This is a genomic window from Glutamicibacter sp. BW80, assembly GCF_002332385.1.
Lineage (GTDB): Bacteria > Actinomycetota > Actinomycetes > Actinomycetales > Micrococcaceae > Glutamicibacter.
The window spans coordinates 1-26,819 of record NZ_NRGV01000033.1; the positions used below are offsets into that span (position 1 = coordinate 1).

Consider the following 26,819-nt stretch of genomic DNA (forward strand, 5'->3'; position numbering starts at 1 on the left):
CGATCTCCTGATACATGACAATTTTTGTTTAACTTCCAGATGAACAACACGCCCGGGAATACCCCAACTCTTCCCTGAGCGGGAATTTCGTTTTAGTGTGGAGACCAGTTGTGGAGCTAAAGGGGTTCCCACCGTCGAATGGAGGTGCAGCATGGCAGGATTTGATGATCTGCGTGGCAAGGCAGAGGAATTCGCAAAGCAGAACCCGGATCAGGTTTCCGAAGGCATCGAAAAGGCCGGCGACTTTGTCGACGACAAGACCGGTGGCAAGTTCGCTGATCAGGTTGACGGGGTCCAGCAGGGCGCCGGAGACTTCCTAGGTGGACTCGGTGGCAACGCCGGGGAAAACGAAGGCGAGAACAACGAGGGCTAATCCCCTTGTGATTTTGCTTTGGCCTTGCCCGAGCATCCTTGAAAGGCACCGGCCGCTGGTCGGTGCCTTTCTGGTTTTAACGTCATCTGCGGGCCGTGACGTGCGGCGATTACCGCAGGGGCAGCCGCAGCCTGTAGAAAATGAGTATGACTCGAAGCACAGCGGCCCATGCCGACGGCATCACCCAGGCGATCATCGCCGGTTTGATCACCACCATGGTGGGATTTGTTGCGTCCTTCGCGGTGGTGCTGGCGGGGTTATTCCAGGTGGGCGCAACCGTTGGGCAGGCGGCCTCCGGTTTGCTGATCCTCTGCCTGTGCGTGGGCCTGAGCACCATCGTGCTGTCCTTGCGCCACCGCGTGCCGATCAGCATTGCGTGGTCCACCCCCGGTGCGGCGATGCTCGCGGCGCTGGCTCCCGGGGCCTTCGGCTTTGCCCAGGCGGTGGGCGCGTTCATCGTCGGCGGCGTGATGATCATGCTCTCCGGGCTGGTTCCGGTGCTGCATCGGCTGCTCACGCGCATTCCGGTGCCGATCGCGCAAGGCATGCTCGCCGGCGTGCTGATTCCGCTGTGCCTGACGCCTTTTACCGCCCTGGGCACGATTCCGGTCCCGGCGCTGGGAATCCTGCTGGTGTTTTTCCTCGGGCTGCGGCTGCTGCCCAAGTTCGCCGTCGCGCTGAGCATGCTGGCCGCGCTCGGCTTCGGGCTGTGGCATATCGCACGCACCGGCTTGTGGGGCCAGCTTGAGCTGCTGCCGCACCTGCAGTGGGTCTCCCCCGAATTCTCCTGGCAGGCGATCGCGAGCATCAGCGTGCCGCTGTTTATCGTGACCATGGCCTCGCAGAATATTCCGGGGGTCGCGGTGCTCGGGTCCTTCGGCTATGCCTTGCCCTGGCGCTCCTCGATGCTGGTCACCGGGGCAGGTTCCTCGCTCGGCGCCTTCTTTGGCGGGCATGCAATTAATCTGGCGGCGATTACCGCGGCGCTCGCGGCGGGCGAGCAGGCCGGAGCGGATGCCTCGCGGCGCTGGCGGGCGGCCACCAGTTCCGGGGTGTTCTATCTCATTTTCGCGGCGCTCAGCGCGCTGATCGTCTCCGTGGCCAGCGCCTCTCCGGAGGGGCTGTTCCAGGCGGCGGCGGGCTTGGCCCTGCTGGCCACGCTGGGCAATTCGCTCCTCGGGGCGGTGGCCGATCCGACCTGGCGGCTGAGCGCACTGGTCACCGTCCTGGTGGCCGCCGGCAATCTCACGCTCTTCGGCATCGGCGGCGCATTTTGGGCGCTGGTGGCCGGGCTGTTAACGCACTTCATCGTCGAGCGCGAGGCTCGACGATGAAGTTGCTGGCGCTGCGCTAGGCCTAGAGGGCCGGCTCGCCGGCCTGCCCCTCGCGGGCCAGGGCGGTCAGCCGGGAGACCGCGCGGTAGTACTTCTTCTGGTAGCCGCCGGACATCATTTCGTCGGTGAACAGCTCGCTGAACGGCTTGCCCGAGGCGATGATCGGCACGTCCTTGTCATACAGCCGGTCCGCGAGCACCACGAAGCGCAGCGCCACCGACTGATCGGTGATGGTGTCCACATTGTGCAGCACCAGCGCGTCGGTTTCCGCCAGCAGCTGGCGGTAGCGCGAGGGGTGGACCTTGTGCAGGTGGGCGACCAGCTCGGCGAAGTCATCAACCGCGAGGGTCTGATCCGCATAGCGTTCGGCCGCGAAGTCCTCGATGGTCTCGTCTTCCAACGGCGCCGGCGCATCGGGCAGGCCACGGTGGCGGAAATCCACCCCGTCCACGCGGTGCACGTCGAACTGCTCGGAGAGGGTCTTTATTTCGCGCTGGAAGTCGACCGCGGCGAAGCGGCCCTCGCCGAGGGCCCCGGGCAGGGTGTTGGAGGTGGCGGCGAGCTTCACTCCGGCATCGGAGAGCTCGCGCATCAGCCGGGACATCAGCACGGTGTCCCCCGGATCGTCGAGCTCGAATTCATCGATGCACACCAGCTTGTACTCGCTGAGCACGTCGACGGTGCGGCGGAAGGAAAGCGCGCCGACCAGATTGGTGTATTCCACGAAGGTGCCGAAGGCCTTCGGGCCGGGGCTGGCATGCCAGAGCGAGGCGAGCAGGTGGGTTTTGCCCACTCCGAAGCCGCCGTCGAGGTAGTAGCCGTTCTTGGTGGCCGTTTTCTTGCCGAAGAGCTTGGAGAACAGGCCGCCGCCGTTGTTCTTGCCCACGGTTTGGGCGAAGTTGCTCAACTTGGTGACCGCTTCGGCCTGCGAGGGCTGGTTCGGGTCCGGGCGGTAGGTATCGAAGGACACCTCGCCGAAACGGTAGGACGGGTGGAAGCCGGCCAGCAGTTCATCGACCGAAAGGTTCGGTGTGGTCTGTGTCAGGTGGATGATCTTGGCCATGCGTTCGAAGGTGTCCTTTAGGTTGGCGTGCGGGTGATCATGCGGGGCCGCTGCCTTGGCCCATCGGCCAGTTTACCTTGGCGGGGGCGCGAAAATGGAGAAGAATGTCGCACCCCACACGAATGCGCAGCCACGGGGACTAGGCTAGAAGGTGAGAATGCGGCCGCCGCTTCGCGCGTCGGCCGGAAACCGAACTATGAGGAACGTGATCGCGCATGTCGCTGCCTGTTGAGCACAACCCAAGTTACGCACAGTATGCCCACCCCGAACGGCTGGTCTCCACCGGTTGGCTGGCCGAGAATCTGGGGGCCGAGAACCTGGTGGTGCTCGAATCCAACGAAGACATCTTGCTGTATTCCACCGGCCATATCCCCGGCGCCCTGAAGATCGATTGGTTCACCGAGCTGAACGATGAGGTCACCCGCGACTACGTCGAAGGCGAGGACTTTGCCGCGCTGATGTCGGCGAAGGGCATTGGCCGCGAGACCACGGTGGTGCTCTACGGCGACAAGTCCAACTGGTGGGCTGCCTACGCCTTGTGGGTCTTCACCCTCTTCGGCCACGAAGACGTGCGCCTGCTCGATGGCGGCCGCGATAAGTGGATCGCCGAGGGCCGGGAGCTTTCCACCGGCAAGCCCGCGGTGGTGGCCACCGACTACCCGGTGGTCGAACGCGACGATTCGGTGATTCGCGCCTACCTGCCGCAGGTCCTGGAGCACCTGGGCAACCCGCTGATCGACGTGCGCTCCCCGGAGGAATACACCGGCGAACGCACCCACATGCCCAACTACCCCGAAGAGGGCGCAATGCGTGGCGGGCATATCCCGACCGCCGCCTCGGTGCCTTGGGGCAGGGCCGCGGCGGCCGATGGCACCTTCAAGCCGCGCGCGGAGCTGGAAGCCATCTATCTGGACGAGGCCGGCTTGAAGCCGGGCGATGAGGTGGTTGCGTACTGCCGCATCGGTGAGCGTTCGAGCCACACCTGGTTCGTGCTCAAGCACCTGCTGGGCTTTGAGACCGTGCGCAACTATGACGGTTCGTGGACCGAGTGGGGCAACGCGGTGGGCGTGCCGATCGTTCGCGGCGAAGCTGGTGGCGCACTACCTGCCAAGCGCGGGGCCCGCGCATGAGCGCGCTGACTCCGGCGCTGGCCGAGATCGTCGAGGAGTTCACCGAGGTCCCGGAGGCCGATCGGCTGGAACTGCTGCTGGACTTCTCCCGCGAGCTGCCCGAGCTGCCAACGCGTCTGGCCGAGCACCCGGAACTGTTCGAGCAGGTGGTGGAGTGCCAGTCGCCGCTGTTCCTGATCGTCGAGGTGGACGCCGACCGGGTGGTGAACCTGTTCTTCTCCGCGCCGCCGGAGGCGCCGACCACCCGCGGGTTCGCCTCGGTGCTGGCTGCCGGCCTGGATGGCTGCCCGGCCGCCGAGATCCTGGCGGTTCCCGAGGATATGCCGGCGCTGCTGGGCCTGTCCCGGGCGTTGTCGCCGTTGCGGATGCGTGGGATGACCGCGATGCTCGCCCGGATCAAGCGCCAGGTCTCCGAGCAGCTGGCCGCGTAGCCGCGCGGGGCTCGGCGCGCAGCGAAAGACAGGAAAATGGCGAAGAAATCGAAGGGGGCCTCCACCCCGGCAACGCTCGCGCTGGACGCGGCGGGCATCAGCTATGTGGCGCACAGCTACAGCCCGGGCGATTCGGCCGAGGGCTATGGCGCGCAGGCCGCCGCGGCGCTGGGCGTCGGCGGGGATCGGGTGTTCAAAACGCTGATGGTCTCCACCGGCGCGAATGCCAGCTTGGAGTTGGCGGTGGCGATCGTGCCGGTGGATGCGGCCTTGGATCTGAAGGCGGTCGGCGCGGCGCTGGGCAAGAAGAAGGCGCAGATGGCCGATAAGGCGGCCGCGCAGCGCCGTTCGGGCTATGTGCTGGGCGGGATTTCCCCCTTCGGCCAGCGGCAGAGCTCGCCGACCGTGCTCGACGCCGGTGCGCAGCGGTTCGAGAGCATCTTCATTTCCGGCGGGCGGCGCGGCTTCAGCCTGCAGCTGCGCCCGCAGGATGCGGTGAAGGCCCTCGGCGCGCTGCTGGCGCCGATCTCCACTCAGCGCTGAGCGGCCAGGCGTTCGGTGAGGAATTCGCGGATCGCGGCGGCAAATCCCTGTGGGTCGCTATTGGGCTCGCGGGTATGCCCGGCCCCGGAGAAGACCCGCAGGGTGACCAGGTCCGGGCGCAGCGCAGCCAGTTTCAGGCTAGGTCCGTAGGGGACGAATTGGTCGTCCTGGCTGTGCATGATCAGCGTCGGGTGCTTCAGTTCGCTGGCCCGCTCCACCCAATTCAGCCGCTTGAGGTTCACCGGCGCCGCGAGCCCGGTGACCCAGCGCCCGGCCCGGTTGGTCAGCAGCCAGCCGGCAAAGAGCCCCACCGTCTGCGGGATCTTATTGAGCCGCGCCTGGTGGGAGATCACGTCCACCCAGTTGATCACCGGGCCGACGAGCATCAGCGAATCGATGCACTGGGCCAGCTCGGAGCGGTCCGCGGTTTGCAGGCTGATCGCCCCGCCCATGGACCAGCCGAGCAAGACGATCTGCGTGGCCCCGTGCTCGCGGGCGTAATGCACGGCGGTTTGCACGTCGTGCCATTCGGTATCCCCCAGCCCATAGCGGCCATCGGCCGCATTCGGGGCGAGCCCGTCGTTGCGGTAGCTCATCAGCAGGACCGTGGCGCCGATCTCGGTGAGCACCGGCAGCGCGCGGATGGTTTCGTTGCGCCGTGCCCCGCGCCCGTGCACCCCGATCACCCAGAGGTTCTTGTGGCTGGTGCCCGGCACCAGCCAGGCCGGTCCCGGGCCGCCTTCCAGCGCCAGTTCGATATCCTGCGCGGCGATGCCGAGGTCTTCGGGGTGTTCGTAGATCGCCCCGGAGAGGTAGCCGCGGCGCACCCCGTCCAGGCTCCCGCGGTAGATATGCTCCAGCTTGCGGGCGATCAGCCGCGGTTTGCCGGGCACCGCGCGGGGTGCCGAGAGCCGGGCGGCACAGGTATCGGCCTCGGAGATCAGCGTGCACCCGCCGGGATCGGCGGTGTCCGCATCTTTGAGGAAGTGCAGCCAAAGCTGGCCTTCCGCGTCGGTCACGATCTCGCGGATCACCGCGTTGCCGGTGCGGCGTTCTTCGGGAGTGACCACGCGCCGGGCAAAATACCCGGCCAGCGCGGAAACGCTCGCGGCCAGCAGCGAGCCGGCGGCAACGCCTAGGCCCACGCCGATCAGCGTCGCGGGCACCGTTTTGCGCGGTTCTAAGGTTTCAACAATGTTCCGGGCCATGATTCCATACTCTCAAATGCGGTCTCGGGAATCATCTCGCGACGCAATTCGTTTGCATCAGTATGAGCGAAGAATCGAAGAAGACCGAAATCGACTGGCAGCAGATCCTCTCCCCGCAGGAGTTCCATGTCTTGCGCCAGGCCGGAACCGAACGACCCTTTACGGGTGAATACTGGGATACCACGACCGAGGGCGTGTATGCCTGCCGCGCCTGCGGGGCGGAGCTGTTCGCCAGCAGCACGAAGTTCGATGCCAGCTGCGGGTGGCCCTCATTTTATGCGCCGCTGGCCGAGGATCGGGTGCGCTACATAACCGACGAGTCGATGGGCATGAAACGCGTTGAGGTGCGTTGCGCGAATTGCGATTCGCATATGGGCCACGTGTTCGAGGGGGAAGGTTTTAAGACGCCAACGGACCTGCGCTTCTGCATGAATTCGTTGAGCCTGACCCTGCGGGAAACGGAGGGCTAAAAGCTCTGACTGTCGTGGGTCGCACCTCACACTAAGCATTAGGAATGCTTAGTCATGATTGGCCGAGCAACACTAATTCTGTTCTTTGGGCGTAGCGTGATAGCTAAGCAACGCAAACGACCAAAGAACTTGAAGAGGTGCCCCACGATGACCCAGATCTCCCACAGCCCACAGGCAACCGCACAGATGCTGACCACCCATGAGGCATGGCTGGCGCTGAAGGCGTCAGCCAGTGAATTCCAGACGCTGCAGTCCAAGGACGGCTCCCTCGCCGAGGCCGCGATGCAGCCACGCGCGGGCGAACTGATCGGCACCATCGTCGAGGCCATCGATGACCTGCTGCCGCATTTCGCCCATGACGCGAACTACCTGCAGGCGCTGGTCGCAGATCTGAAAAAGTGGGAGGCCAGCGGCTTCGGCGCGCCGGACTTCTTGGATGCGCTGCTCGAATTCCAGCCGCAGACCCAGCGTGAAGACGGGCTCCTGCACCTGGTGCTCTTCCCGATGTACACGCAGAACGGTTCGACCAACCGGCACCTCGAAGCCGTGCTGGTGCAGGTCATGTGGCCTGACTTCATCGCGCAGCTGGAGGAGGGCAGCTACTCCAACGCGCTGTTCGTGCCGCTGCGCTTCATCGATTTCACCGCCGGCTACGATACCAATTCCGCGGTGCTCTTCCCCGAATCGGTCGCCATCCGCGAAACCCCCTCCTTCACCTGGGGCGCCATCTTCCAGGACCGCGAGGCGGCCCGCTTCCGCAAGGTGCTCAAGGAAGCCGCGGCGATCACCAACCTGCAGCTGCCCGCCGATGCGGCGCAGCTGCTCACCGACCAGCAGCTGACCGAAGAAACCTTCATCATGTGGGACCTGATCCACGATCGCACGCACATGCGCGGGGACCTGCCCTTCGACCCGTTCATGATCAAGCAGCGCATGCCGTTCTTCCTCTACTCGCTCGAAGAGCTGCGCTGCGACCTGACGGCTTTCCGCGAATCCATGAAGATCGCCGCGGACCCGGCTAGCGATCCGAAGGCAGCACAGACCGCGAAGCTGGTGCAGTACGCGGTCATCTTCGACCGGATCTTCCGCTTCGCGATTACCGGCTCGCGGGTGCGCAACTACGACGGGCTGGGCGGGCAGCTGCTCTTCGCCTGGATGCACCAGCACCACGTCCTGCACTGGACCGACACCAAGCTGAGCATCGACTGGGATCAGGTGCCCGAGGTGGTTGCGGCCTTGGGGGATGCGATCGACGATCTGTACTGGAAGTCCATTGACCGCCCGAAGCTCGCCCATTGGCTGGCGGCCTATGAGCTGGTCTCCGCCACCGTCACCCCGAACCCGGCCTCGGCGTGGGCCAAGGGCCCCGAAGCCTTGCCGCTGAACGCGCCACTGCGCGAAATCACCGATCAGGTGCTGGACGATGAGTTCCCCCTGTCGATGTTCTACGAGGCGTTGAACAAAAAAATGGCGGCGGTGATCGAGTCCACCCGCGGCATGACCGGCGCCACCAGCATCTAGGATCGATACCGTGAGCAAAGTACAGAAAAATCAGCTGGTTCTGATCGCCGGGGCCACCTCGGCCGCCGGGGTCGCAACGGCCCGCCAACTCCTCAACGCCGGGGCGCGAGTGCTGGTGGTCGGCAGCAACGCCGCACGCCTGGACGAACGCCTTGGATTCGCCACCGCACGCTACGAATGCGACCTGGCCGACCGCCAAGCGGTCAACGACTTGGCCGAGCAGGTCCATGCACAGCACGGCCAGATCGATGTGCTGCTGCATCTGGTCGGCGGCTGGCGCGGCGGCAAGTCGATCACCGGGCAGACAGACTCCGACTGGGACTTCTTGCACACCAACGTGTTGACCACGCTGCGCAACACCACCCGCGCCTTCGTTGATGACCTGGTGGCTTCGGAGGCCGGACGGCTGGCCATCATCAGCGCCCAGGCGGTGACGAATCCGACCCCGTCGAACGCGAACTACGGTGCGGTGAAGGCCGCCGCCGAGCACTGGATCAATGCGATCGCCCGGCTATTCAGCAAGCAGGCCCCGCAGGCAGCCGCCGTGAGTTGGGTTGTCAAGGCACTGAGCGACAAGTCTGTCGGTGAGATTCCGACAGGGCATACCGCCGTCGACACCGTCGCCCAGGCAGCGGTGCAGCTTCTGGACGCCGCGGCGCTCGGGCACAACGGACAGCGACTACCGCTGGCCCAGGCCTAAACGCGATTTGGCGCAGCTGGTGTAGCGTTTTCCACTGGGCACATCACCTCCTCAGTACCATTACGAAGGACCAAAAATCTCATGACTTTTAGCCACGACCCTGCGGTGCGCGGATTCGCCTCCGACAACTACTCCGGGGTGCACCCACGCATCCTCCAGGCAATTACCCGCGCCAATGGCGGGCACCAGAGCGCCTACGGAGATGACGAATACACCGCCGCGCTGGACGCGATGGCGGGAGAACTGTTCGGTGCGCAGGCTGCGATCTTCCCGGTCTTCAACGGCACCGGCGCAAATGTCACCGCCCTGCAGTCCCTGCTGCCCCGCTGGGGTGCGGTGATCTGCGCGAGCACCGCGCATATCAATGTTGATGAGAACGGCGCGCCGGAACGCATCGGCGGTTTTAAGCTGTTGCAGGTCGACTCCGCCGATGGCAAGCTCACCGCCGAACTGATCGATCAGGAGGCCTGGGGTTGGGGCGATGAGCACCGGGCACAGCCGCTGGCGGTATCGATCACCCAGGGCACCGAATTAGGCACGATCTACACCCCGGATGAAATTCGAGCCATCACCGAGCACGCCCACAAACTGGGCATGAAAGTCCACCTGGATGGTTCACGCCTAGGCAACGCGGCTGCCGCGCTCGGTGTCGAGTTGCGGGAGCTGACCACCGACGTCGGGGTCGACATCGTCTCGCTCGGCGGCACCAAGAACGGGTTGCTGCTTGGCGAAGGGATCTTGACCCTTGATCCCGCGTTGGCCCAAGATCTGAAGTACCTGCGCAAGATGAACATGCAGCTTGGCAGCAAGATGCGTTTCATCTCAGCGCAATTGCTCGAACTCTACGGGACCGGGCTGTGGCGCGAATTGGCCGGGCATTCAAATGCGATGGCTGCAAAGCTGGCTTCCGCCGTCGAAGAGATCGACGGCGTAGAACTGGTTTACCCGCCCCAGGCCAACGGAGTTTTCGCGCAGTTGCCCACCGAGGTTTCCGATCAGCTGCGTGAGCACTTCCGCTTCTACGATTGGGACCGCTCAGCAGGCCATGTGCGTTGGATGTGCTCCTTCGACACCACCGAGGAAGATGTCAGCGCATTCACCGCAAAACTTCGCGAGTTGCTGGCTGCCTACCGCGCCGCTTGAGCCGCCTCGGCGCGCCGTACCGCCACCGCGGTGCGGCGCGTTTTAGACTCGACCTGTGACCAACGATCGTGCAACTGCAGCTATCCCACCGGCGTTTTCCAAGGCCCTGGGCGAACTTTCGCATGCCGCCGTTCGCAAGGAATTGAAGATCACCGAAATCCCCGCACCAGCACGGCTGGCACCGTTCGCCTTGGCGCTCAGCGGTGATGTGCTCGAAGGCTCTGGGCCCGGCCACGGAGAACACGGCCAGGAGTACACGCGCACCCCATTTTTGCAGCCCGAAGCCCCGCTGGCGACCGGACGCTTCGTGTTGCTCTTCGACCCTGCGGGCCAGGAATTATGGGGCGGCCAGTTCCGCGTCGTGAGCTACATCCGGGCACGCCTGGATCACGAAATGGGCCAGGACTCGATGCTGGCCTCGGTTGCCTGGAGCTGGCTTGAAGATGCCTTGCGTGAACGCCAGGCATCCCACCATTCGGCCGGTGGCACCGCCACGCGGGTCATCTCAGAATCCTTTGGCAATTTGGAAGGCGAGCAAGACCATATCGACATCGAACTGCGCGCTTCTTGGACCCCGCAACAGAGCGAGGAGCTCGGGGCGCACCTGAGCGCTTGGGCCGATATGGTGTGCACTTTTGCCGGCATGCCGCCGCTTCCCGAGGGCGTGCAGCAGCTGCCGCACCGTCGCCTAAGCTAAAATTACGCGCCATCGGTCCTAGAATAGAAGGACCATGACTACTTCAGAGCCAGCCGCAGACCAGCCAACCCTGACCCCACTGACCGCCCCGAGAGACGGCATTCCGGAAGTCATCAACACCGCGGCGGCGCTGAATCGAGCGGTGCGCGCACTGCGCGCCGGCACCGGGGACCTGGCAGTCGATACCGAACGCTCCAGCGGATTCCGCTATGGACGACGCGCCTTCCTCATCCAGATCCGCCGCGAAGGCGCAAGCACCTGGCTGATCGACCCGGAGAGCCTCGACTCGCTGGACCCGCTGCTGGAACTCATGAACGAACTGCCGTGGATCCTGCACGCGGCCACCCAAGATCTGCCCTGCCTGCACGACGCGGGCCTCTACCCCACCGGTCTGTTCGACACCGAACTGGCCGGACGCTTAGCCGGCTTCCCCCGCGTGGCCCTGGGTACCATGGTCGGCGAACTGCTTGGACTGCAGCTGGCCAAGGAGCACTCGGCGGTGGACTGGTCCACCCGGCCGCTGCCGGAGTCTTGGCTGAATTACGCGGCGCTGGACGTCGAGGTGCTCTTCGAACTGCGCGAAAAGATTTCCGAGCTGCTTGAGGAGCAGGGCAAGCTGGAATTCGCCGCCCAGGAATTCGAGTACGTCCGCCAGCTGCCGGACCCGGTGGCCCCACCGGAAGCTTGGCGCAAGCTCTCCGGAATCCATAAGATCAAAAACCGGCGCAATCTCGCGGTGGCTCGTGAGCTGTGGCAGTCCCGCGAGACCCTGGCCCAATCCCGTGATGTGGCTCCGGGCCGCTTGCTGCCAGACTCTGCGATTATGGCAGCCGTCGACCACCGGCCGAACAGCGTCCCCGCATTGCTGCAGATTTCCGGCTTCCACGGACGCAGCGCCAAGCGCGACGCCCCGCGCTGGCTGGATGCGATGCAGCGTGGGCGAAATTCCACGGACCTCCCAGACCTGCGGTCCGGCGGTTCGGAACTGCCGAATGCGCGCCTGTGGGGCGAGAAGAACCCGCAGGCCGCGATCCGGCTGACGGCTGCTCGAGAAGTGCTTTCGGAAGTCAGCGAAGAATGGAACATTCCGGGAGAAAATCTTCTGACCCCGAAGTTCTTGCGTGCGCTGTGCTGGAATCCCCCGGCCATATACAGCGCCGGATCGATCGATGCCGCGTTGGAAGAACTCGGTGCGCGCCCCTGGCAACGCGATCTGCTCAGCGCAAAACTCGCCCAGGCGCTGCGCGGCTAGCGCAAAATAGCACTAGCGGGCCCCGGAGGGTGGAACCAGCACTTGCACTTCAAGTTACTCATGAGTAACGTATGGTTTAGGTCACAGTGATGCTGGCCACTGCCCCGGTTCTCGGGGCAGCCTGAAACTACCCCAAGGAGCCCGACGGTGAGTGTCAACACCTCGACCGTGCCCGGAAACGCGCACACCTCGCTCGACGACCGCGATGTCGTCTTCATCGACGGGGTACGCACCCCCTTCGGCAAGGCAGGCGAGAAGGGAATCTACCACGGCACCCGCGCCGATGACCTCGCGGTCAAGGCGGTCCGTGGCCTCCTTCGCCGCAACCCGGAAATTCCCGCCGAGAAGATCGATGAGATCGCCATGGCGGCCACCACCCAGACCGGCGACCAGGGACTGACCATCGGGCGCACCGTGGGCCTGCTCTCCGGGATCCCCAAGTCGGTGCCCGGATTCGCCATCGACCGGATGTGCGCGGGCGCCATGACGGCGGTGACCTCGCTGGCCGGCGGCATCGCCTTCGGCTCCTACGACGTGGCCATCGCCGGCGGCGTCGAACATATGGGAAACCACCCCATGGGTGAGGGCGCGGATCCGAACCCGCGCTTCCTCTCCGAGAAGATCGTCGATCCGCAGGCCCTGAACATGGGCAACACCGCGGAGAACCTGCACGACCGCTTTCCGGAAATCACCAAGGAACGCGCCGACAGCTACGCGGTAGCCTCGCAAAACAAACTGGCTCGCGCCTATGAGAACAACCAGATCCAGCCGGATCTCGTGGCGGTCTCCGCGAAGCGGCCGGGCGAAGGCTGGGCGGTCAACACCGTTGATGAACCACCGCGGCCGGGCACCAGCTTGGAATCGCTAGCCGAACTGCGCACCCCATTCCGTGCCCACGGCCGGGTGACCGCCGGCAACGCGGCGGGACTGAACGACGGCGCCACCGCGGCTATGCTCGCCAGCGGCGCGGCGGTGCGTGAGCTGGGACTGACCCCGAAGATGCGCATGGTTTCCTTCGCCTTCGCCGGGGTGGAGCCCGATGTCATGGGATACGGCCCCGTTCCGGCCACCGAAAAGGCGCTGGCCAAGGCCGGCTTGGGCATCACCGATATCGGACTGTTCGAAATCAACGAGGCCTTCGCCGTGCAGGTGCTCTCCTTCCTCGACTTCTACAACATCGCACAAGACGATGAGCGGGTGAACCGCTACGGCGGGGCGATCGCCGTTGGCCATCCGCTGGCTTCCTCGGGCGTGCGCCTGATGACTCAGTTGGCCCGCCAGTTCGAAGAGGACCACACGGTGCGTTACGGAATTACCACCATGTGCATCGGCCTCGGCATGGGTGGCACGGTGATTTGGGAGAATCCAAACCACCCAGAATTTGGCGCAAAGGCTTAGGGAGCAAGAAATGACTCAGGACTTTTCGGCCGTAGCCGAACTCATGCACGATGAAACGATCACCCACTCGTTCACCAAGGATGTAGCCCTACCGAGCGGCAAAACCCTGGTACTGCTCACCCTGGACAACGGGTTGGACCATAAGAAACCCACCACGCTGGGCCCCAACGGCCTGCTGGAGCTGCACGCCGCGCTCGAAAAGCAGGCGGCCCGCGCCAAGTCCGGGGAAATCCACGGACTGGCCATCACCGGCAAACCCTACTTCCTCATCGCCGGCGCCGACCTCTCGGCGGTCACCCGGCTCTCCGCACCGGAGCAGGCGACCGCGATGGCGACCCTCGGACACCGAGCCTACGCATTGCTCGCAGATCTAGGCGTGCCGACCTTTGCGTTCACCAACGGGCTTGCCCTAGGTGGCGGCCTGGAAATCGCGCTGGCCTGCACCTACCGCACGGTGAGCACCGCAGCCGGAGCGCTGGGGCTGCCCGAAGCTTTCCTGGGCCTGATCCCTGGATGGGCCGGCGTCTACCGACTGCCGCGGCTCATCGGACCAGAAAACGCGTTGAAGGTCATGGTGGAGAACCCGCTGAACAACAACCGCACGCTCTCCGGCCCGGCGGCCTACAAACTCGGTGTGGCCGATGCATTATTCGAGCCCGCCGACTTCATCGAGCGCTCGGTCGCGTTCGCAGACGGAGTGCTCAGCGGCGACATCGAGGTCAAACGAGAGAATTCGGTAGACCCCAGCGATCCAGAGGTAGCCCGACGCTGGCTGCAGGCGGCAGACAAGGCCGAACAGTTTGTCGACGCGAAGCTTTCCGGGGCCGCCCCCGCGCCCTACAAGGTGCTCGAAGTCTTCCGCCAGGGGTTGACGCTCACCCAAAAGGAATCGGCCGAGCTGGAAATCCAGGCGCTCACCGAGCTGATGGCCACCAACCAGTTCAAAAACACCGTGTATGCCTTCCTCGAGCTGGTGCAAAAGCGTGGCAAGCGTCCGGCCGGAGCGCCCGATGCCAAGCTCGCCCGACCGGTTACCAAGGTCGGCGTGGTCGGTGCGGGCCTCATGGCAAGCCAACTGGCATTGCTCTTCGTGCGCAAGTTGGGCGTTCCGGTGATCATCACCGATCTGGATCAGTCACGCATCGACAAGGGCTTGGCCTACATCCACGGTGAGATCGACAGGTTGCACGCCAAGGGACGGATGAGCCAGGACGCGGTCAACCGCGCCAAGGCCTTGGTCTCCGGTTCGGTCACCAAGGAGGTGTTCGCCGATGCAGACTTCGTCATCGAGGCGGTCTTCGAGGAACTCACTGTCAAGAAGCAGGTCTTCGCCGAGGTGGAAGCGGTAGTCTCCCCCGAATGCATCCTGGCCACGAACACCTCCTCGCTCTCGGTCACCGATATGGGACGGGACCTATTGCATCCCGAACGCCTTGTCGGTTTCCACTTCTTCAACCCGGTAGCGGTGATGCCGTTGCTGGAAATCGCGGCGACGCAGTGGACGAATGAAACCACCGTAGCCACCGCCTTCGCCCTGGGCAAGAACCTGCGCAAGACGACGGTGCGCACCAAGGACGCCACGGCATTTGTGGTGAACCGCGTGCTCTTGCGGCTGATGAGCGAGGTCCAGGCCGCGTTCGACGAAGGCACCGACGCGCAGACCGCGGATACCGCGCTGGCTCCCATGGGCCTGCCGATGACGCCGTTCACGCTTCTGTCCATGGTTGGCCTGCCCGTCGCGCAGCACGTCAACGAATCGCTCAACGCGTCCTTCGGGGATCGATTCGCGGTGTCCGAGAACCTGGGCAAACTGGTCGACGCGAAGATCGCCACCTTATGGGCCAAGGACGGCAACGGCCAGCCGATGCTGGACCCCGCGGCCCAGGCGCTGCTGAGCTTCGGCGGCAAGCCGTCGACCAAGGATCAGATCCTCACCCGGGTGCAGGATGCGCTGGCTGAAGAAATCGGCCTGCTGCTTTCCGAAGGCGTGGTCGCCGAGGCCGCCGACGTTGATCTGTGCATGATCACCGGTGCGGGTTGGCCGATGCATCTGGGCGGGATCACCCCGTATCTGGATCAGGTCGGAGCCTCCGAGCGGGTGAACGGGAAGAAATTCAATTCCTAGCACTCCGGCAGTTCACGCCCCGTGTTGCTGACTCCCCCAAGGAGTCATTGGCAACACGGGGCGTTGTCCTTGCCGGACGCAATCGGCGCTGACTAGAGACGAGAGAAATCTTCGGCTTAGCTATGGCACAGGTTCATCTGAGAGAATCCCGGTATGACCGAATTTGCACGCCCAGCCCGCCGCACGGTGATGTGCGCCTCCGCGCTGCTAGGATCCAGCGCCCTGCTCGCCGCCTGCGGCAACGGAGAATCTGCCGCCCCGAATCCGACGCCCGAGCAAGTGCCCGAACCAGCCGGCGAAGCGCAGAACGTCTTGCCATTGGCGGACCTTCCCGAGAAATCCCGCGCTCAGGTCGTGGCGAAGGACCCGGCTACCGGTGAAGAAATAGGCGTCTTGCTTTTCCGCCAGGATGCGAAGACCGTGCATGCCTACTCGAATATCTGCACTCATCAAGGATGTGCGGTGACTACGAAATCTTCCAAAGATGACTTCTACTGCGCCTGCCACGGCTCGCGTTTCCAACCCGCCGACGGTGCGGTGTCCGCCGGTCCGGCCATTGCCGCCCTGCCTCGCTATGCCTGCACCATCGAAGATGAGCAGATCGTGGTGTATCTGGGCCAGGCCTAGCGAAGAGCGGCGGGCGAATAAATGCCCTTGGGCTAGTGCCAGCCGGTCCATCGTCTGCAACAATTGGCCTATGAATGGATCTATCCCACCAACGCGCCGCAACTTGCTCGGGGCGGCCGGTGCCGCAGGAACCATCGTTGCGCTCACCGCCTGCAGCGGCGGATCCTCCTCCGAGCCCGCTATCTCGGCGAGCGAGGCGCCCAGCCCCACCGGGGAAGGGCAAATTGTGCTCGGCACGGCAGAATTGCCCGAGAACGGCAAGGCCGAAGTGATCGTGCGCGGTCCAGCAAGCGGCAAGGACCTAGGAGTCTTGCTCTATCGCGCCGACGCGAGCACGGTGCTGGCATACTCGAATATCTGCACCCACCAAGGTTGCGCGGTCGGCACGGACACCGATGAGGCGAACTTCTATTGCCCCTGCCACGGGTCGTGCTATGCCTACCAGGACGGTACCGTGCTCGGTGGGCCGGCCCCGCGTCCGCTAGTTCGCTACGCGGCGGCCATCGAGGGCGAGAATATCCTCGTCTTCCCGCCGCAAGATTCCTGAACCACGGGCAGCTGACAGTTCACGGAGCAAAGGTGCGCCGATCCCTTCTTGGGTCGGCGCACCCTAGCTCCGCGTCTTTGGCGGTGTTCCACTAAAACAGGGCAACCTTTTGCGGGCTAGGGAAGATCGCGTTGATTTCAGCGCTTTCCTCCGTGGTAGGCACCCACCGGATCGCGTGTGCGTTGGCCTTGACCTGCTCCGGACGCGTGGAACCGGCGATCACCGATGCCACCGGCTCTTGTGCAGCCAGCCAGCAGAAGGCCAGCTCGGCCGGTGCCAGATCGCGGTAGGCGGCAAAGGCGGAGAACTTCTCCAGCTGTTCGAAATCGCTGGTTTCCAGTAGCTGCTGGCGGGCATGGGTCAACCGGCTGCCCTGGGGCGCCGAGCCCTTGGCGTACTTTCCGGTGAGCAATCCATTGGCCAGCGGGAAGTAGGGAAGGACTCCGAGCCCGAACTCCTTGGCTGCGGGCAGCACTTCCAGTTCAGCCCGGCGGTCGATCAGATTGTAGTGGTTCTGCGCCGAGATGAATCGCTCCGTTCCCAGCTCGCGGGCCACATATTCTGCCTGGGCGATCTGCCAGCCGGACCGATTGGAATGGCCGAGGTAGCGCACCTTGCCGCTGGTGACCAGGTCATCCAGGGCACGCAAGGTTTCCTCGATCGGGGTCTTCGCATCCGGGGTGTGGAATTGATACAGGTCGATATGGTCGGTGCCAAGCCGGCGCAGCGAGGCTTCCACGGCGTTGACGATATAACGCCGCGAGCCGCGAGCCGCAAAGTCTCGCCCGTTGACGCCTTTCATATCCATGCCGAATTTTGTCGCTAGGACCACGTCCTTGCGGGCGGTGCCCAACGCCTTGCCCAGGCGTTCTTCGGACAATCCGGGTTCGCGCCCATAGGTGTCGGCCACGTCGAAGAGGGTGATTCCTGCATCGAGGGCGGCGTGGATCACCGCATCGGTTCCCTCTTGGGATTCCGTGGCGGTTCCGGGGCGCCCCAAGTTGTTGCAACCGAGTCCGACGACGGAAACACTCAGGCCGCTGTGGCCAAGCTGACGAAATTCCATAAGCACCTCTTTGATTGTTTTCATGGGGCCGCTTCACGCAACGGCTACTTACCCATAGGCTATCGGGTAGGACGGTGTGCGGAACATTTCACGCCTCAATTCACTGTGTTGCATATTTATCCATTAGGATGGAAACATGTCTAAAGTCCTCACCTCTCTCCCTGTAGGCGAACGCGTAGGTATCGCGTTCTCCGGCGGCCTTGATACTTCGGTCGCAGTTGCCTGGATGCGCGACAAGGGCGCCATCCCGTACACCTACACCGGCGATCTCGGCCAGTACGACGAGCCGGATATCGATGCAGTTCCGGACCGCGCCCTGGAATACGGCGCCGAAGCCTCTCGCCTGGTCGATTGCAAGCCAGCTCTGGTCGAAGAAGGCCTCGCCGCGCTTTCCTGCGGTGCCTTCCACATTCGCTCGGGCGGAAAAGCCTACTTCAACACCACCCCGCTGGGCCGTGCGGTCACCGGCACCCTGCTCGTGCGCGCCATGCGCGAAGACGGCGTTGACGTGTGGGGCGATGGTTCGACCTACAAGGGCAACGACATCGAGCGCTTCTACCGCTACGGCCTGATGGCCAACCCGAAGCTGCGCATCTACAAGCCGTGGCTTGACCCGGCATTCGTCGCTCAGCTCGGCGGACGCTCGGAGATGAGCGAATGGCTGCAGGAGCACGGTTTCCCTTACCGCGACTCGGCCGAAAAGGCCTACTCGACCGACGCCAACATCTGGGGTGCAACCCACGAGGCGAAGACCCTGGAACTGCTGGACACCTCCCTCGAGGCCGTCGAGCCGATCATGGGCGTGAAGTACTGGGACGAATCCGTAGAGGTCAAGGCCGAGGATGTTTCGGTCACCTTCTCCGCCGGCCGTCCGGTTGCCATCAATGGCAAGGAGTACACCGATCCGGTGGCCCTGGTCAACGAGGCAAACATCATCGGTGGACGTCACGGACTGGGCATGAGCGACCAGATCGAAAACCGCATCATCGAGGCGAAGTCGCGCGGCATCTACGAGGCTCCGGCCATGGCGCTGCTGCACATCGCCTACGAGCGCCTGGTCAACGCCATCCACAACGAAGACACCGTGGCCAGCTACCACAACGAAGGCCGCCGCCTGGGCCGCCTGATGTACGAAGGCCGCTGGTTGGACCCGCAGGCGCTGATGCTGCGCGAGGCGCTGCAGCGTTGGGTCGGCTCGGCCATCTCCGGTACCGTGACGGTACGTCTGCGCCGCGGCGACGACTACACCATCTTGAACACCGAAGGCGAGAACCTGAGCTACCACCCGGATAAGCTGTCCATGGAGCGCGTAGGCGACGCAGCCTTCGGCCCACTGGATCGCATCGGCCAGCTGACCATGCGCAACCTGGACATCGCCGATTCGCGCGGTCGCCTGGAACAGTACGCTGGCATGGGCCTTGTCGGCGGATCCACCGCAAAGCTCGTTGGCTCGTTGGAGAACGGCGGCGCCAACGATATCGTTGACGCTTCGCCTGTGGATGATTCCGGACGGGCGCAGGACCGCGCCATCGAGTCCGCAGCGTTCGACTCCGGCACCGACTAAGCGTCACGGCAAGCCAAAAGAGCCGGCCGGAACTTTTCCCTTGCGGGATTGTTCCGGCCGGCTCTTGCGCTTTGCGCTGCATGCTAAAACCTGCTGTTGGGGCTAGCTGCCTGCGCTCATGCTTCGATCAGAGCCAGCAGCGGGCTGACGGCGATTGTGAAGCCGATCAGCGAAACCAGGCGCAAGACCAGACGGATCCGCGATCCGGGCTTAGTGGTCGGGGCCGGCAGCCGGAAACCTTGCTCAACGATCCACGCGGCAAGCACCACGAAGACGCCGCCCAGGGCCAGCTGGGCACCGGGAACCTCGCCGAGCAGCGAGGTAATGCCAATACCAACAATCACACCGAGGCAGGCTTGGAACACTAAGTGAAGTGGTGTTCGGGTGGCCCCGATCTGTGATGTTTTGCGCGTGGCTCTGGGGGATTCGTCCCGATCCTCTTGTGGAATCATTTGTCCTTTGTCCTTTGTGCTTAGTGCGGCCGCCATCGGGTGGCGGCCGGCCCTCTGGGGCGATGGCGCAGAAGTCTGGCTTCACCATCGCTTTCGCGGGCGCAGCTACCGCGGGTCAGCGTGCCGCCCCGTCGCTTTTAGCTCAGTGAGAATGGTTTCGCCGGCATCGGGTGAGCCATCTTGACGGCCTCCACGTTGTCATAGGGCGCGATGCCCACGCTCATCTTGGTGAAGTCCAGCTTCGCGTCACGGATGCACACCTTGACCGCCGCGACGGCAAGCTTTGGTGCCGGTGAGAGTACCCGGATATTCAACTTGCGCGGCGCGAAGTCGCTGGATTCCACGGTGCCAAGTCCCCGCCAGGCGAGGTGTCCGGTCAGTGCTTCGGTCGCCTTCTTCTCCATGTAGCGGTCGCGTTCGGTGCCTTCCACCGTCTTCAGCGCGTACTGCACGATTACCCAGCTCTGTTCCTCGGTAGGGATCTCCGAGAAACCGTCCTCCGCGCAGGTGGCCAGGAATCCGGCGAAGAGTTCGTCGGCGCGTTCGGCCTTCACATCTTGGACCTCGTTGGTCTTTGACATGTGGCCGACGGTGCCGTGGTTGATCACGAATTGTCCGAGTTCCTCGTCCTCAAACTGCTGGTACCAGGCTTCGCGGAACTGCAGTTCGTTCTTCTCGTCAAGACGGTAGGTGCGAATGATCGCCATCGTTTTTCCTCTAGGTAGGTTTGGGTGCTGGGTTCAGTGCGGGAGTTCCGCGACCTTGGCCAGCCAGATCTGTCGGTGTGCGTGGGTGAAGGGCGGCAGGTTCTCGGCGACGTCGTGCATTAGCGTGGCACTGATTTCGCGCATCTGGCGCTGCAGTTCCTCGGGATATTTCATGCTGAGCGCATGCTCCGCGAATTCGTCTTCGTCGTCCAGGAACGTGCCGCGGGTGCGCGATCGGATGACGTCGAGGTCCATGTCCACGGAATTCACTTCCCACCCGCCGCGGCGCAGTGGCTGCCAGCCGATGGAGGTAGCCAGATCGATGTAGACATCAAAGTCATCGGACGCATCTGAATACAGGGTCGCTACCCAGTAACCCCGGTGCGGGATCAGGCACAGCGCGTCGGTAGCCGCCAGATGCGCGGTTCCGGGTCTGGCGACCAAGGAACCGGCCGGCTGGTGCAGCCAATGGCCGTGTTCATCGGAGCCCAGGTAAAAACCGGGGACCACCCAGTGGGCGCTGCCGTCGTATTTCCAGGCGCGACTGACAATCAGCGAGCCGAATTTCACCGATTCCGGGTTCCGCGTTAACCCGGTTGGGAATGGCATCGGTCCGCTCACAGCTTGGGAATCTGCCCGGTGGGAAGATCCTGGCCAGGCAGCGGCCGGGCGAAGGGCACCTTCGTGCCGAGCACCTGGGCCAGCGTGTCGCGGGCTACCTGCTTGGCGGTCAACCCCACGCGTTCGAGCACCTGGGCGCGGCTGCCGTGAGCCAGGAACTCGGTGGGCAGGCCAACCTCGTTCAAGGCCGTGTCGACCCCTGCCGCGCGCATTTCGGTGCGCAGCCGGGAACCGACGCCCCCGGCGCGCACGCCATCTTCGATGCAGACCACGATGCGGTGGCGGGCGGCCAGTGAAACCACCGATGCCGGTACCGGCAGCACCCAGCGCGGGTCGACGACGGAGACCGAAATACCTTGGCTGTTCAGCCGGTGTGCGACGTCCAGGGAGAGCTCGCTCATCGCGCCTACCGAGACGATCAACACATCCGGGGCCGCCCGGTCACCGAGTCGGGCCAGCACGTCCACCCCATCTGGCAAGCGGTCGATCGCCTCGACTTCCTCGCCCACCGAGCCCTTGGAGAAACGCACGACGCTCGGCGCGTCGTCGATGGCCAGCGCTTCGCGCAGTTCTTCGCGCAGCCGCGAGGCATCGCGCGGGGCGGCCAGGTGCAGATTCGGAATGATCTGGGTCAGCGCCATATCCCACATGCCGTGGTGGCTTGGACCGTCGGGTCCGGTGACACCGGCCCGGTCCAGCACGATGGTGACCCCGGCCTTGTGCAGCGCCACATCCATCAGCAGCTGGTCGAAGGCCCGGTTCAGGAAGGTCGCGTAGACGCAAACTACCGGGTGCAGGCCGCCAAAGGCCAGTCCCGCTGCCGCCGTCATGGCATGTTGTTCGGCGATTCCCACGTCGATGACGCGCTCGGGGTACTTGTCGGCCATCTTCTTCAGGCCTACCGGCTGCAGCATGGCCCCGGTGATCGCGACGATATCATCGCGTTCATCCGCCACTACGGCGATTTCATCGCCGAAGACACTGGTCCAGCTCTGCGCTCCCCCGCTGGAGACCGGGGTGCCGGTCTCCGGGTCGATCACGCCCACGGCGTGGAACTGATCCGCCACGTCGGCAATGGCCGGCGCATAGCCGTGGCCCTTTTCGGTCATCGCATGCACCAGCACCGGGCCGCCGAACTGCTTGGCCTGGAGCAATGCTTCTTCTACGGCGCCCTGGTTGTGCCCATCGATGGGACCGATGTATTTCAGTCCCAGATCCTCGAATAAGCCCTGCGGAGCCCACCAGTCCTTGATGCCCTTCTTGGTGGCGTGCAGGGACTTGTAGGCAAAGTTTCCTACGGCCCCCGAGTCTTTGAGCCTGCCCTTGAGCTTGCTCATGGCATCTTCGTAATACGGGTGGGTACGGAACTTATCCAGCTGCTGGCGCAGGCCCGAGAGCTGGTTGGCGAGTCCACCGATGGTCGGCGCATAAGAGCGTCCATTGTCGTTGACCACGATGATCGCCTTGCGGTCCTTGTCGGCGGCGATATTGTTGACCGCTTCCCAGGCCATGCCACCGGTCAGCGCGCCGTCCCCGACCAGCGCAATCGCGTAGCGCTCGGTGTTATTGCGCAGCTTGTTGGCCCGCGAGATGCCATCGACCCAAGAGAGCGAGGAGGAGGCATGGGAAGACTCGACGATGTCGTGCTCGGACTCTGCGCGGTCCGGATAACCGGCAAGTCCACCTTGCTGACGCAGGGTGGTGAAGTTTTGGCGACCGGTGACGAGCTTATGCACGTAGGACTGGTGACCGGTATCGAAGACGATCGAGTCGGTGGGAGAGTCGAAGACCCGGTGGATGCCCAAGGTCAGTTCGACCACGCCGAGGTTCGGTCCGAGATGGCCACCGGTACGGGCCACGTTGGCAATGAGGAATGCGCGAATTTCCCCCGCGAGGTCCTCTAACTGTTCCAGGGTAAGCGCCCGCAGATCGCTAGGCTTGTTGATGGTCTCCAACAAAGACACTGTCATCCCCTTTTGCTTGTTCGCCCGCTACGGACCGGTCGATCCATCCGAAACTCTTAGTGTAGCTTTCGCAGGACTATTTACATTATCCGTCACCTTTCGGTGAGGTGCGAATTTACCCGCAATGACCTTGGCTACTGTTAGCGGTAGCCCGAATGGCTGGGGCCACCGCCGGTATTTTCAGAATAGTTCCAACGCGTCGCGCAGCATACGGTGCCCCTGGGTTTCAAAGGCCGTGTCGCCGACCTGAAAGGCCCAAACTGCGGTGCCGATCGCCTCGCGCAGTTGCGTGATAGGCCAGCTACGCGGCTCTCGCGGGTCCGTCCCGTAGCCGTGAAAGAACGCTGTCGCTAATTCAGGATGCTCGCGCCACTGCTGGGCCGAGAGCCTGGCCAAATCGCTCTGAGCGGGCCGCAAGGCGAAGCGGCCAAAGTCGATGACCCGCAGTTTCCCTTGTTCGACCACCCAGTTCCGTGGTTGCCAGTCACCGTGTGTGGGCACAACGACGATGGGCGCAGGGCGATAGCCTGTAAAGATCCGACGGGCGGCGGCCAAGGAGGGCGGATCAATTCGGTGCTCTGCCTCCAGCCAGCTCAATCCGCTGGTTATGAAATTCTTTTCGTATCCGTCATCCATTTTGGCGTATTGCCCGTGCAGCAGGCGCAATGCCCGACCGGCCTGTTCGTGTATATCCGGATTATTGGCGCTGGGAGTCTGCTCGCATAAGACACCGGGTAAATAATCCAGGAGCAGCAGACGCTGCGCCCGGTCTTCATGACGCATCGCGGCAGTCAGCCCGTGTTCCAGCAACGGGGCGGTGTAACCTGTGTGGGCCTTGAATTCTCGGCCGAGATGAAGATTCGCCGATCCGGCCGTCTTGAGGATGTAGTCCCGTCCGAGCGAACGAAGACGCAACACGCGCGTGTCCGTCAGGCCCCACGAAAGATCTTCAATCAGCAGCGGACAGTGCAGCCACTGCTCCACCAATGCCGCCTGCGGGCCGGTGAGCAGTCCGCGATGCCAGTTAGCGCTCATGGGTTCAGCTTAGTTCCTTGCCGGAGGGCATTAAATGCCCGAAGGCCCCAAAGCGTTTGCTTTGGGGCCTTCGGGTTGTTCCAGGAACCGGAACCGACTTCAGGTAGAAACCTTAGTTGGAAGCGGCGATCTGGCGCAGGACGTACTGCAGAATGCCACCGTTGCGGTAGTAGTCTGCCTCGCCTGGGGTATCGATGCGCAGGTCGGCGTCGAACTCGGTGACCTTGCCGTCTTCGGCGGTAGCGGTCACCTTCAGGGTCTTCGGGGTGGTGCCGTTGTTCAGCTCGGTCACGCCGGCAATCGAGAAGCTCTCGGTACCGGTCAGACCCAGCGACTCAGCGGACTCGCCCTGTGGGAACTGCAGTGGCAGAACGCCCATGCCGATCAGGTTCGAGCGGTGGATACGCTCGAAGGACTCGGTGATGACGGCCTTGACACCCAGCAGCGCGGTGCCCTTGGCAGCCCAGTCACGCGAGGAGCCCGAACCGTATTCCTTGCCGCCAAGCACGACCAGCGGGGTGCCGGCAGCCTTGTAGTTCTCCGCTGCGTCGTAGACGTACGACTGTGGAGCGCCGTCCTGGGTGAAGTCGCGGGTGAAGCCACCCTCAACGCCGTCCAGCAGCTGGTTCTTGATGCGGATGTTCGCGAAGGTACCGCGGATCATGACTTCGTGGTTGCCACGGCGTGAGCCGTAGGAGTTGAAGTCCTTGCGATCCACACCGTTTTCGATCAGGTACTGTCCGGCCGGGGTTTCCGACTTGAACGAACCTGCAGGCGAGATGTGGTCGGTGGTGACCGAGTCGCCCAGCTTCAGCAGCACGCGAGCGCCGTCGATGTCGGAGACCGGCTGTGGTTCGGCGGTCATGCCATCGAAGTACGGAGCCTTGCGCGCGTAGGTCGACTTCTCGTCCCACTTGAAGGTTGAACCCTCTGGGGTGTCGAGCGCCTTCCAGCGGTCGTCGCCCTCGAAGACACCTTCGTAGCCCTTGGCGAACATGCCTTCGTCGATCGAGGAATCGATGATTTCCTGGACCTCGACAGGCGATGGCCAGATGTCTTTCAGGAAGACGTCGTTGCCCTCGTTGTCCTTGCCCAGGGAATCGGTTTCGAAGTCGAAGTCCATGGTGCCGGCCAGTGCGTAAGCGATGACCAGTGGCGGGGAAGCCAGGTAGTTCATCTTCACGTCTGGGTTGATGCGGCCTTCGAAGTTTCGGTTACCCGAGAGCACCGCGGTGGCTGCGAGGTCGTTGGCGTTGATGGCCTCGGAGATCTCTGCATCCAGTGGACCGGAGTTACCGATACAAGTTGCGCAACCGTAGCCTACGACGAAGAAGCCGAGCTTCTCCAGGTATGGCATGAGGCCGGACTTCTCGTAGTACTCGGTGACGACCTTCGAGCCTGGGGCGACCGAGGTCTTGACCCATGGCTTGGAGGCAAGGCCCTTTTCGGCGGCGTTGCGTGCAAGCACCGCTGCAGCAAGCATGACCGAAGGGTTCGAGGTGTTGGTGCACGAAGTGATCGAAGCGATCGAAACCAGACCGTGGTCGATGGTGAACTTCTCGCCATCTTCCTTGGTGACCTCAACTGCGGTCGATGGACGGCCAACACCCTGGGTGTCTTCGGCGTTCGATACGTAGTTGTGGATGTCCTTGCGGAACTGTTCCTTCGAGCCCGATAGCTCGATGCGGTCCTGCGGACGCTTCGGGCCGGCGATCGATGGTACGACGGTGGACAGATCCAACTCGAGGTATTCGCTGAAGCGAATCTCGCGGTTTGGATCGTGCCACATGCCCTGTTCCTTGGCGTATGCCTCGACCAGGTCCACGTTCTCCTGGCTGCGGCCGGTCAGGCGCAGGTAGTCCAAGGTGACGTCGTCGATTGGGAACATTGCGGCGGTCGAGCCGAACTCTGGGGACATGTTGCCGATGGTTGCACGGTTAGCCAGCGGCACTGCTGCCACGCCTTCGCCGTAGAACTCAACGAACTTGCCAACCACGCCGTGCTTACGCAGCATTTCGGTGATGGTCAGCACCACGTCGGTTGCGGTTGCGCCGGCTGGGATCGAGCCAGCGAGCTTGAAGCCGACAACGCGAGGGATCAGCATGGACACTGGCTGGCCGAGCATTGCTGCCTCGGCCTCGATGCCGCCAACGCCCCAGCCCAGCACGCCCATGCCATTGACCATGGTGGTGTGCGAGTCGGTGCCGACGCAGGTGTCCGGGTAGGCACGAAGCACGCCGTTGACCTCACGGGTCATCACGGTGCGAGCCAGGAACTCGATGTTGACCTGGTGCACGATACCGGTGCCCGGTGGGACGACCTTGAAGTCGTCAAATGCGGTCTGGCCCCAACGCAGGAACTGGTAACGCTCGCCATTGCGCTGGTATTCGATTTCCATGTTGCGCTCGACGGCGCCGGCGAAACCGAAGGTGTCGATCTGCACGGAGTGGTCGATGACCATTTCGGCAGGTGCCAGCGGGTTCACGCGGGTAGGATCGCCGCCGAGTTCCTGTACGGCTTCACGCATCGTGGCAAGGTCAACGATGCAAGGCACACCGGTGAAGTCCTGCATCAGGACGCGCGCCGGGGTGAACTGGATTTCGGTATTCGGCTGAGCCGATGCATCCCACTGGCCCAGGGCCTTGACGTGATCTGCGGTGATGTTCGCGCCATCTTCGGTGCGAAGCAGGTTCTCCAGAAGAACCTTCAAGCTGTAGGGAAGGCTGTCTGAGCCTTCGACCTTGTTCAGTCGGTAAATTTCGTATTCGGTTCCCTTGACGTCAAGTACGCCTTTGGCACCGAAACTGTCCACTTTACTCATTGGGACTCCTCTCGCCAGACACTCATT

General features: G+C 63.6%; 25 protein-coding genes. 16 read left to right on the forward strand and 9 right to left on the reverse strand.

Annotation, left to right across the window (positions count from 1 at the left end; translation table 11 throughout):
• The first annotated feature begins 151 nt into the window (after positions 1-151).
• Both CIK76_RS10920 and CIK76_RS10925 read left to right on the forward strand, forming a co-directional pair.
• Positions 152-373, forward strand: coding sequence for an antitoxin (locus CIK76_RS10920; RefSeq protein WP_096286341.1), 222 nt, complete (start codon positions 152-154; stop codon positions 371-373).
• A 146-nt stretch (positions 374-519) separates the two neighbouring features.
• Entirely contained in the window at positions 520-1,707 is a 1,188-nt protein-coding gene (locus CIK76_RS10925; RefSeq protein ID WP_096286343.1) for a benzoate/H(+) symporter BenE family transporter, read from the forward strand.
• A 22-nt stretch (positions 1,708-1,729) separates the two neighbouring features.
• Here the strand turns inward: CIK76_RS10925 and zapE are convergent, their stop codons facing one another.
• Complete coding sequence (gene zapE / locus CIK76_RS10930) at positions 1,730-2,770, reverse strand: cell division protein ZapE (protein ID WP_096286345.1); 1,041 nt, start codon at positions 2,768-2,770, stop codon at positions 1,730-1,732.
• Positions 2,771-2,985: 215 nt separating this feature from the next.
• Between zapE and CIK76_RS10935 the strand changes: the two genes are divergently transcribed.
• The 3 genes from CIK76_RS10935 to ybaK are packed head-to-tail and all read left to right on the forward strand — an operon-like array spanning position 2,986 to position 4,874.
• A complete protein-coding gene (locus tag CIK76_RS10935; RefSeq protein WP_096286347.1) occupies positions 2,986-3,900 on the forward strand; it encodes a sulfurtransferase in 915 nt (304 codons plus the stop codon).
• Entirely contained in the window at positions 3,897-4,331 is a 435-nt protein-coding gene (locus CIK76_RS10940) for a SufE family protein (RefSeq protein ID WP_096286349.1), read from the forward strand. The genes CIK76_RS10935 and CIK76_RS10940 overlap by 4 nt, the downstream gene beginning before the upstream one ends.
• 36 nt (positions 4,332-4,367) lie before the next feature.
• Positions 4,368-4,874, forward strand: coding sequence for a Cys-tRNA(Pro) deacylase (gene ybaK, locus CIK76_RS10945; protein ID WP_096286351.1), 507 nt, complete (start codon positions 4,368-4,370; stop codon positions 4,872-4,874).
• Here the strand turns inward: ybaK and CIK76_RS10950 are convergent.
• Positions 4,865-6,082 carry an alpha/beta fold hydrolase gene (locus tag CIK76_RS10950; protein ID WP_096286353.1) on the reverse strand — a complete coding sequence of 406 codons (1,218 nt, stop codon included), beginning with the start codon at positions 6,080-6,082 and terminating at the stop codon, positions 4,865-4,867. The two genes, ybaK and CIK76_RS10950, sit on opposite strands and share 10 nt — an antisense overlap.
• A gap of 62 nt (positions 6,083-6,144) precedes the next feature.
• Between CIK76_RS10950 and msrB the strand changes: the two genes are divergently transcribed.
• The 10 genes from msrB (at position 6,145) to CIK76_RS11000 (ending at position 16,562) form a co-directional block, all read left to right on the forward strand.
• Complete coding sequence (msrB, locus tag CIK76_RS10955) at positions 6,145-6,552, forward strand: peptide-methionine (R)-S-oxide reductase MsrB (protein WP_096286355.1); 408 nt, start codon at positions 6,145-6,147, stop codon at positions 6,550-6,552.
• A gap of 147 nt (positions 6,553-6,699) precedes the next feature.
• Positions 6,700-8,073 (forward strand): DUF6421 family protein, encoded by a 1,374-nt coding sequence (locus tag CIK76_RS10960; protein ID WP_096286357.1) that lies wholly within the window; start codon positions 6,700-6,702, stop codon positions 8,071-8,073.
• A gap of 10 nt (positions 8,074-8,083) precedes the next feature.
• A complete protein-coding gene (locus tag CIK76_RS10965; protein ID WP_096286359.1) occupies positions 8,084-8,773 on the forward strand; it encodes an SDR family oxidoreductase in 690 nt (229 codons plus the stop codon).
• Positions 8,774-8,854: 81 nt separating this feature from the next.
• A complete protein-coding gene (locus tag CIK76_RS10970) occupies positions 8,855-9,916 on the forward strand; it encodes a low specificity L-threonine aldolase (protein WP_096286361.1) in 1,062 nt (353 codons plus the stop codon).
• Positions 9,917-9,971: 55 nt separating this feature from the next.
• Positions 9,972-10,613, forward strand: coding sequence for a DUF3000 domain-containing protein (locus CIK76_RS10975; RefSeq protein WP_096286363.1), 642 nt, complete (start codon positions 9,972-9,974; stop codon positions 10,611-10,613).
• A gap of 34 nt (positions 10,614-10,647) precedes the next feature.
• Positions 10,648-11,865: a ribonuclease D gene (locus CIK76_RS10980; RefSeq protein WP_096286365.1), complete on the forward strand. Its 1,218-nt coding sequence runs from the start codon at positions 10,648-10,650 to the stop codon at positions 11,863-11,865.
• Positions 11,866-12,012: 147 nt separating this feature from the next.
• The gene (locus CIK76_RS10985; RefSeq protein ID WP_096286367.1) at positions 12,013-13,263 is read left to right on the forward strand and encodes an acetyl-CoA C-acyltransferase; all 1,251 of its coding nucleotides are present in this window, start codon (positions 12,013-12,015) and stop codon (positions 13,261-13,263) included.
• A gap of 10 nt (positions 13,264-13,273) precedes the next feature.
• Positions 13,274-15,388, forward strand: coding sequence for a 3-hydroxyacyl-CoA dehydrogenase NAD-binding domain-containing protein (locus CIK76_RS10990; protein ID WP_096286369.1), 2,115 nt, complete (start codon positions 13,274-13,276; stop codon positions 15,386-15,388).
• A gap of 153 nt (positions 15,389-15,541) precedes the next feature.
• The gene (locus CIK76_RS10995) at positions 15,542-16,015 is read left to right on the forward strand and encodes a Rieske (2Fe-2S) protein (protein WP_096286371.1); all 474 of its coding nucleotides are present in this window, start codon (positions 15,542-15,544) and stop codon (positions 16,013-16,015) included.
• Positions 16,016-16,085: 70 nt separating this feature from the next.
• A complete protein-coding gene (locus CIK76_RS11000) occupies positions 16,086-16,562 on the forward strand; it encodes a Rieske (2Fe-2S) protein (protein WP_176484180.1) in 477 nt (158 codons plus the stop codon).
• A 91-nt stretch (positions 16,563-16,653) separates the two neighbouring features.
• Here the strand turns inward: CIK76_RS11000 and CIK76_RS11005 are convergent, their stop codons facing one another.
• The gene (locus CIK76_RS11005; protein ID WP_096286509.1) at positions 16,654-17,628 is read right to left on the reverse strand and encodes an aldo/keto reductase; all 975 of its coding nucleotides are present in this window, start codon (positions 17,626-17,628) and stop codon (positions 16,654-16,656) included.
• A gap of 136 nt (positions 17,629-17,764) precedes the next feature.
• Here CIK76_RS11005 and argG point away from each other — a divergent pair, with 136 nt between their 5' ends.
• The gene (argG, locus tag CIK76_RS11010; protein ID WP_096286375.1) at positions 17,765-19,192 is read left to right on the forward strand and encodes an argininosuccinate synthase; all 1,428 of its coding nucleotides are present in this window, start codon (positions 17,765-17,767) and stop codon (positions 19,190-19,192) included.
• 116 nt (positions 19,193-19,308) lie between these two features.
• Here argG and CIK76_RS11015 read toward each other — a convergent pair whose 3' ends face one another.
• The 6 genes from CIK76_RS11015 to acnA all read right to left on the reverse strand — a co-directional run bounded on the left by CIK76_RS11015 (position 19,309) and on the right by acnA (position 26,792).
• The gene (locus CIK76_RS11015; protein WP_141393533.1) at positions 19,309-19,536 is read right to left on the reverse strand and encodes a hypothetical protein; all 228 of its coding nucleotides are present in this window, start codon (positions 19,534-19,536) and stop codon (positions 19,309-19,311) included.
• A gap of 245 nt (positions 19,537-19,781) precedes the next feature.
• Complete coding sequence (locus CIK76_RS11020) at positions 19,782-20,351, reverse strand: hypothetical protein (RefSeq protein ID WP_096286379.1); 570 nt, start codon at positions 20,349-20,351, stop codon at positions 19,782-19,784.
• Between the two features lie 33 nt (positions 20,352-20,384).
• Positions 20,385-20,960 (reverse strand): DUF402 domain-containing protein, encoded by a 576-nt coding sequence (locus CIK76_RS11025; RefSeq protein ID WP_096286511.1) that lies wholly within the window; start codon positions 20,958-20,960, stop codon positions 20,385-20,387.
• 8 nt (positions 20,961-20,968) lie between these two features.
• A complete protein-coding gene (gene dxs, locus CIK76_RS11030) occupies positions 20,969-22,936 on the reverse strand; it encodes a 1-deoxy-D-xylulose-5-phosphate synthase (protein ID WP_096286513.1) in 1,968 nt (655 codons plus the stop codon).
• Positions 22,937-23,116: 180 nt separating this feature from the next.
• Positions 23,117-23,971, reverse strand: a complete 855-nt coding sequence (locus CIK76_RS11035; protein ID WP_096286381.1) for a phosphotransferase — start codon at positions 23,969-23,971, stop codon at positions 23,117-23,119.
• A 112-nt stretch (positions 23,972-24,083) separates the two neighbouring features.
• A complete protein-coding gene (gene acnA, locus CIK76_RS11040) occupies positions 24,084-26,792 on the reverse strand; it encodes an aconitate hydratase AcnA (protein WP_096286383.1) in 2,709 nt (902 codons plus the stop codon).
• Positions 26,793-26,819: the final 27 nt, after the last annotated feature.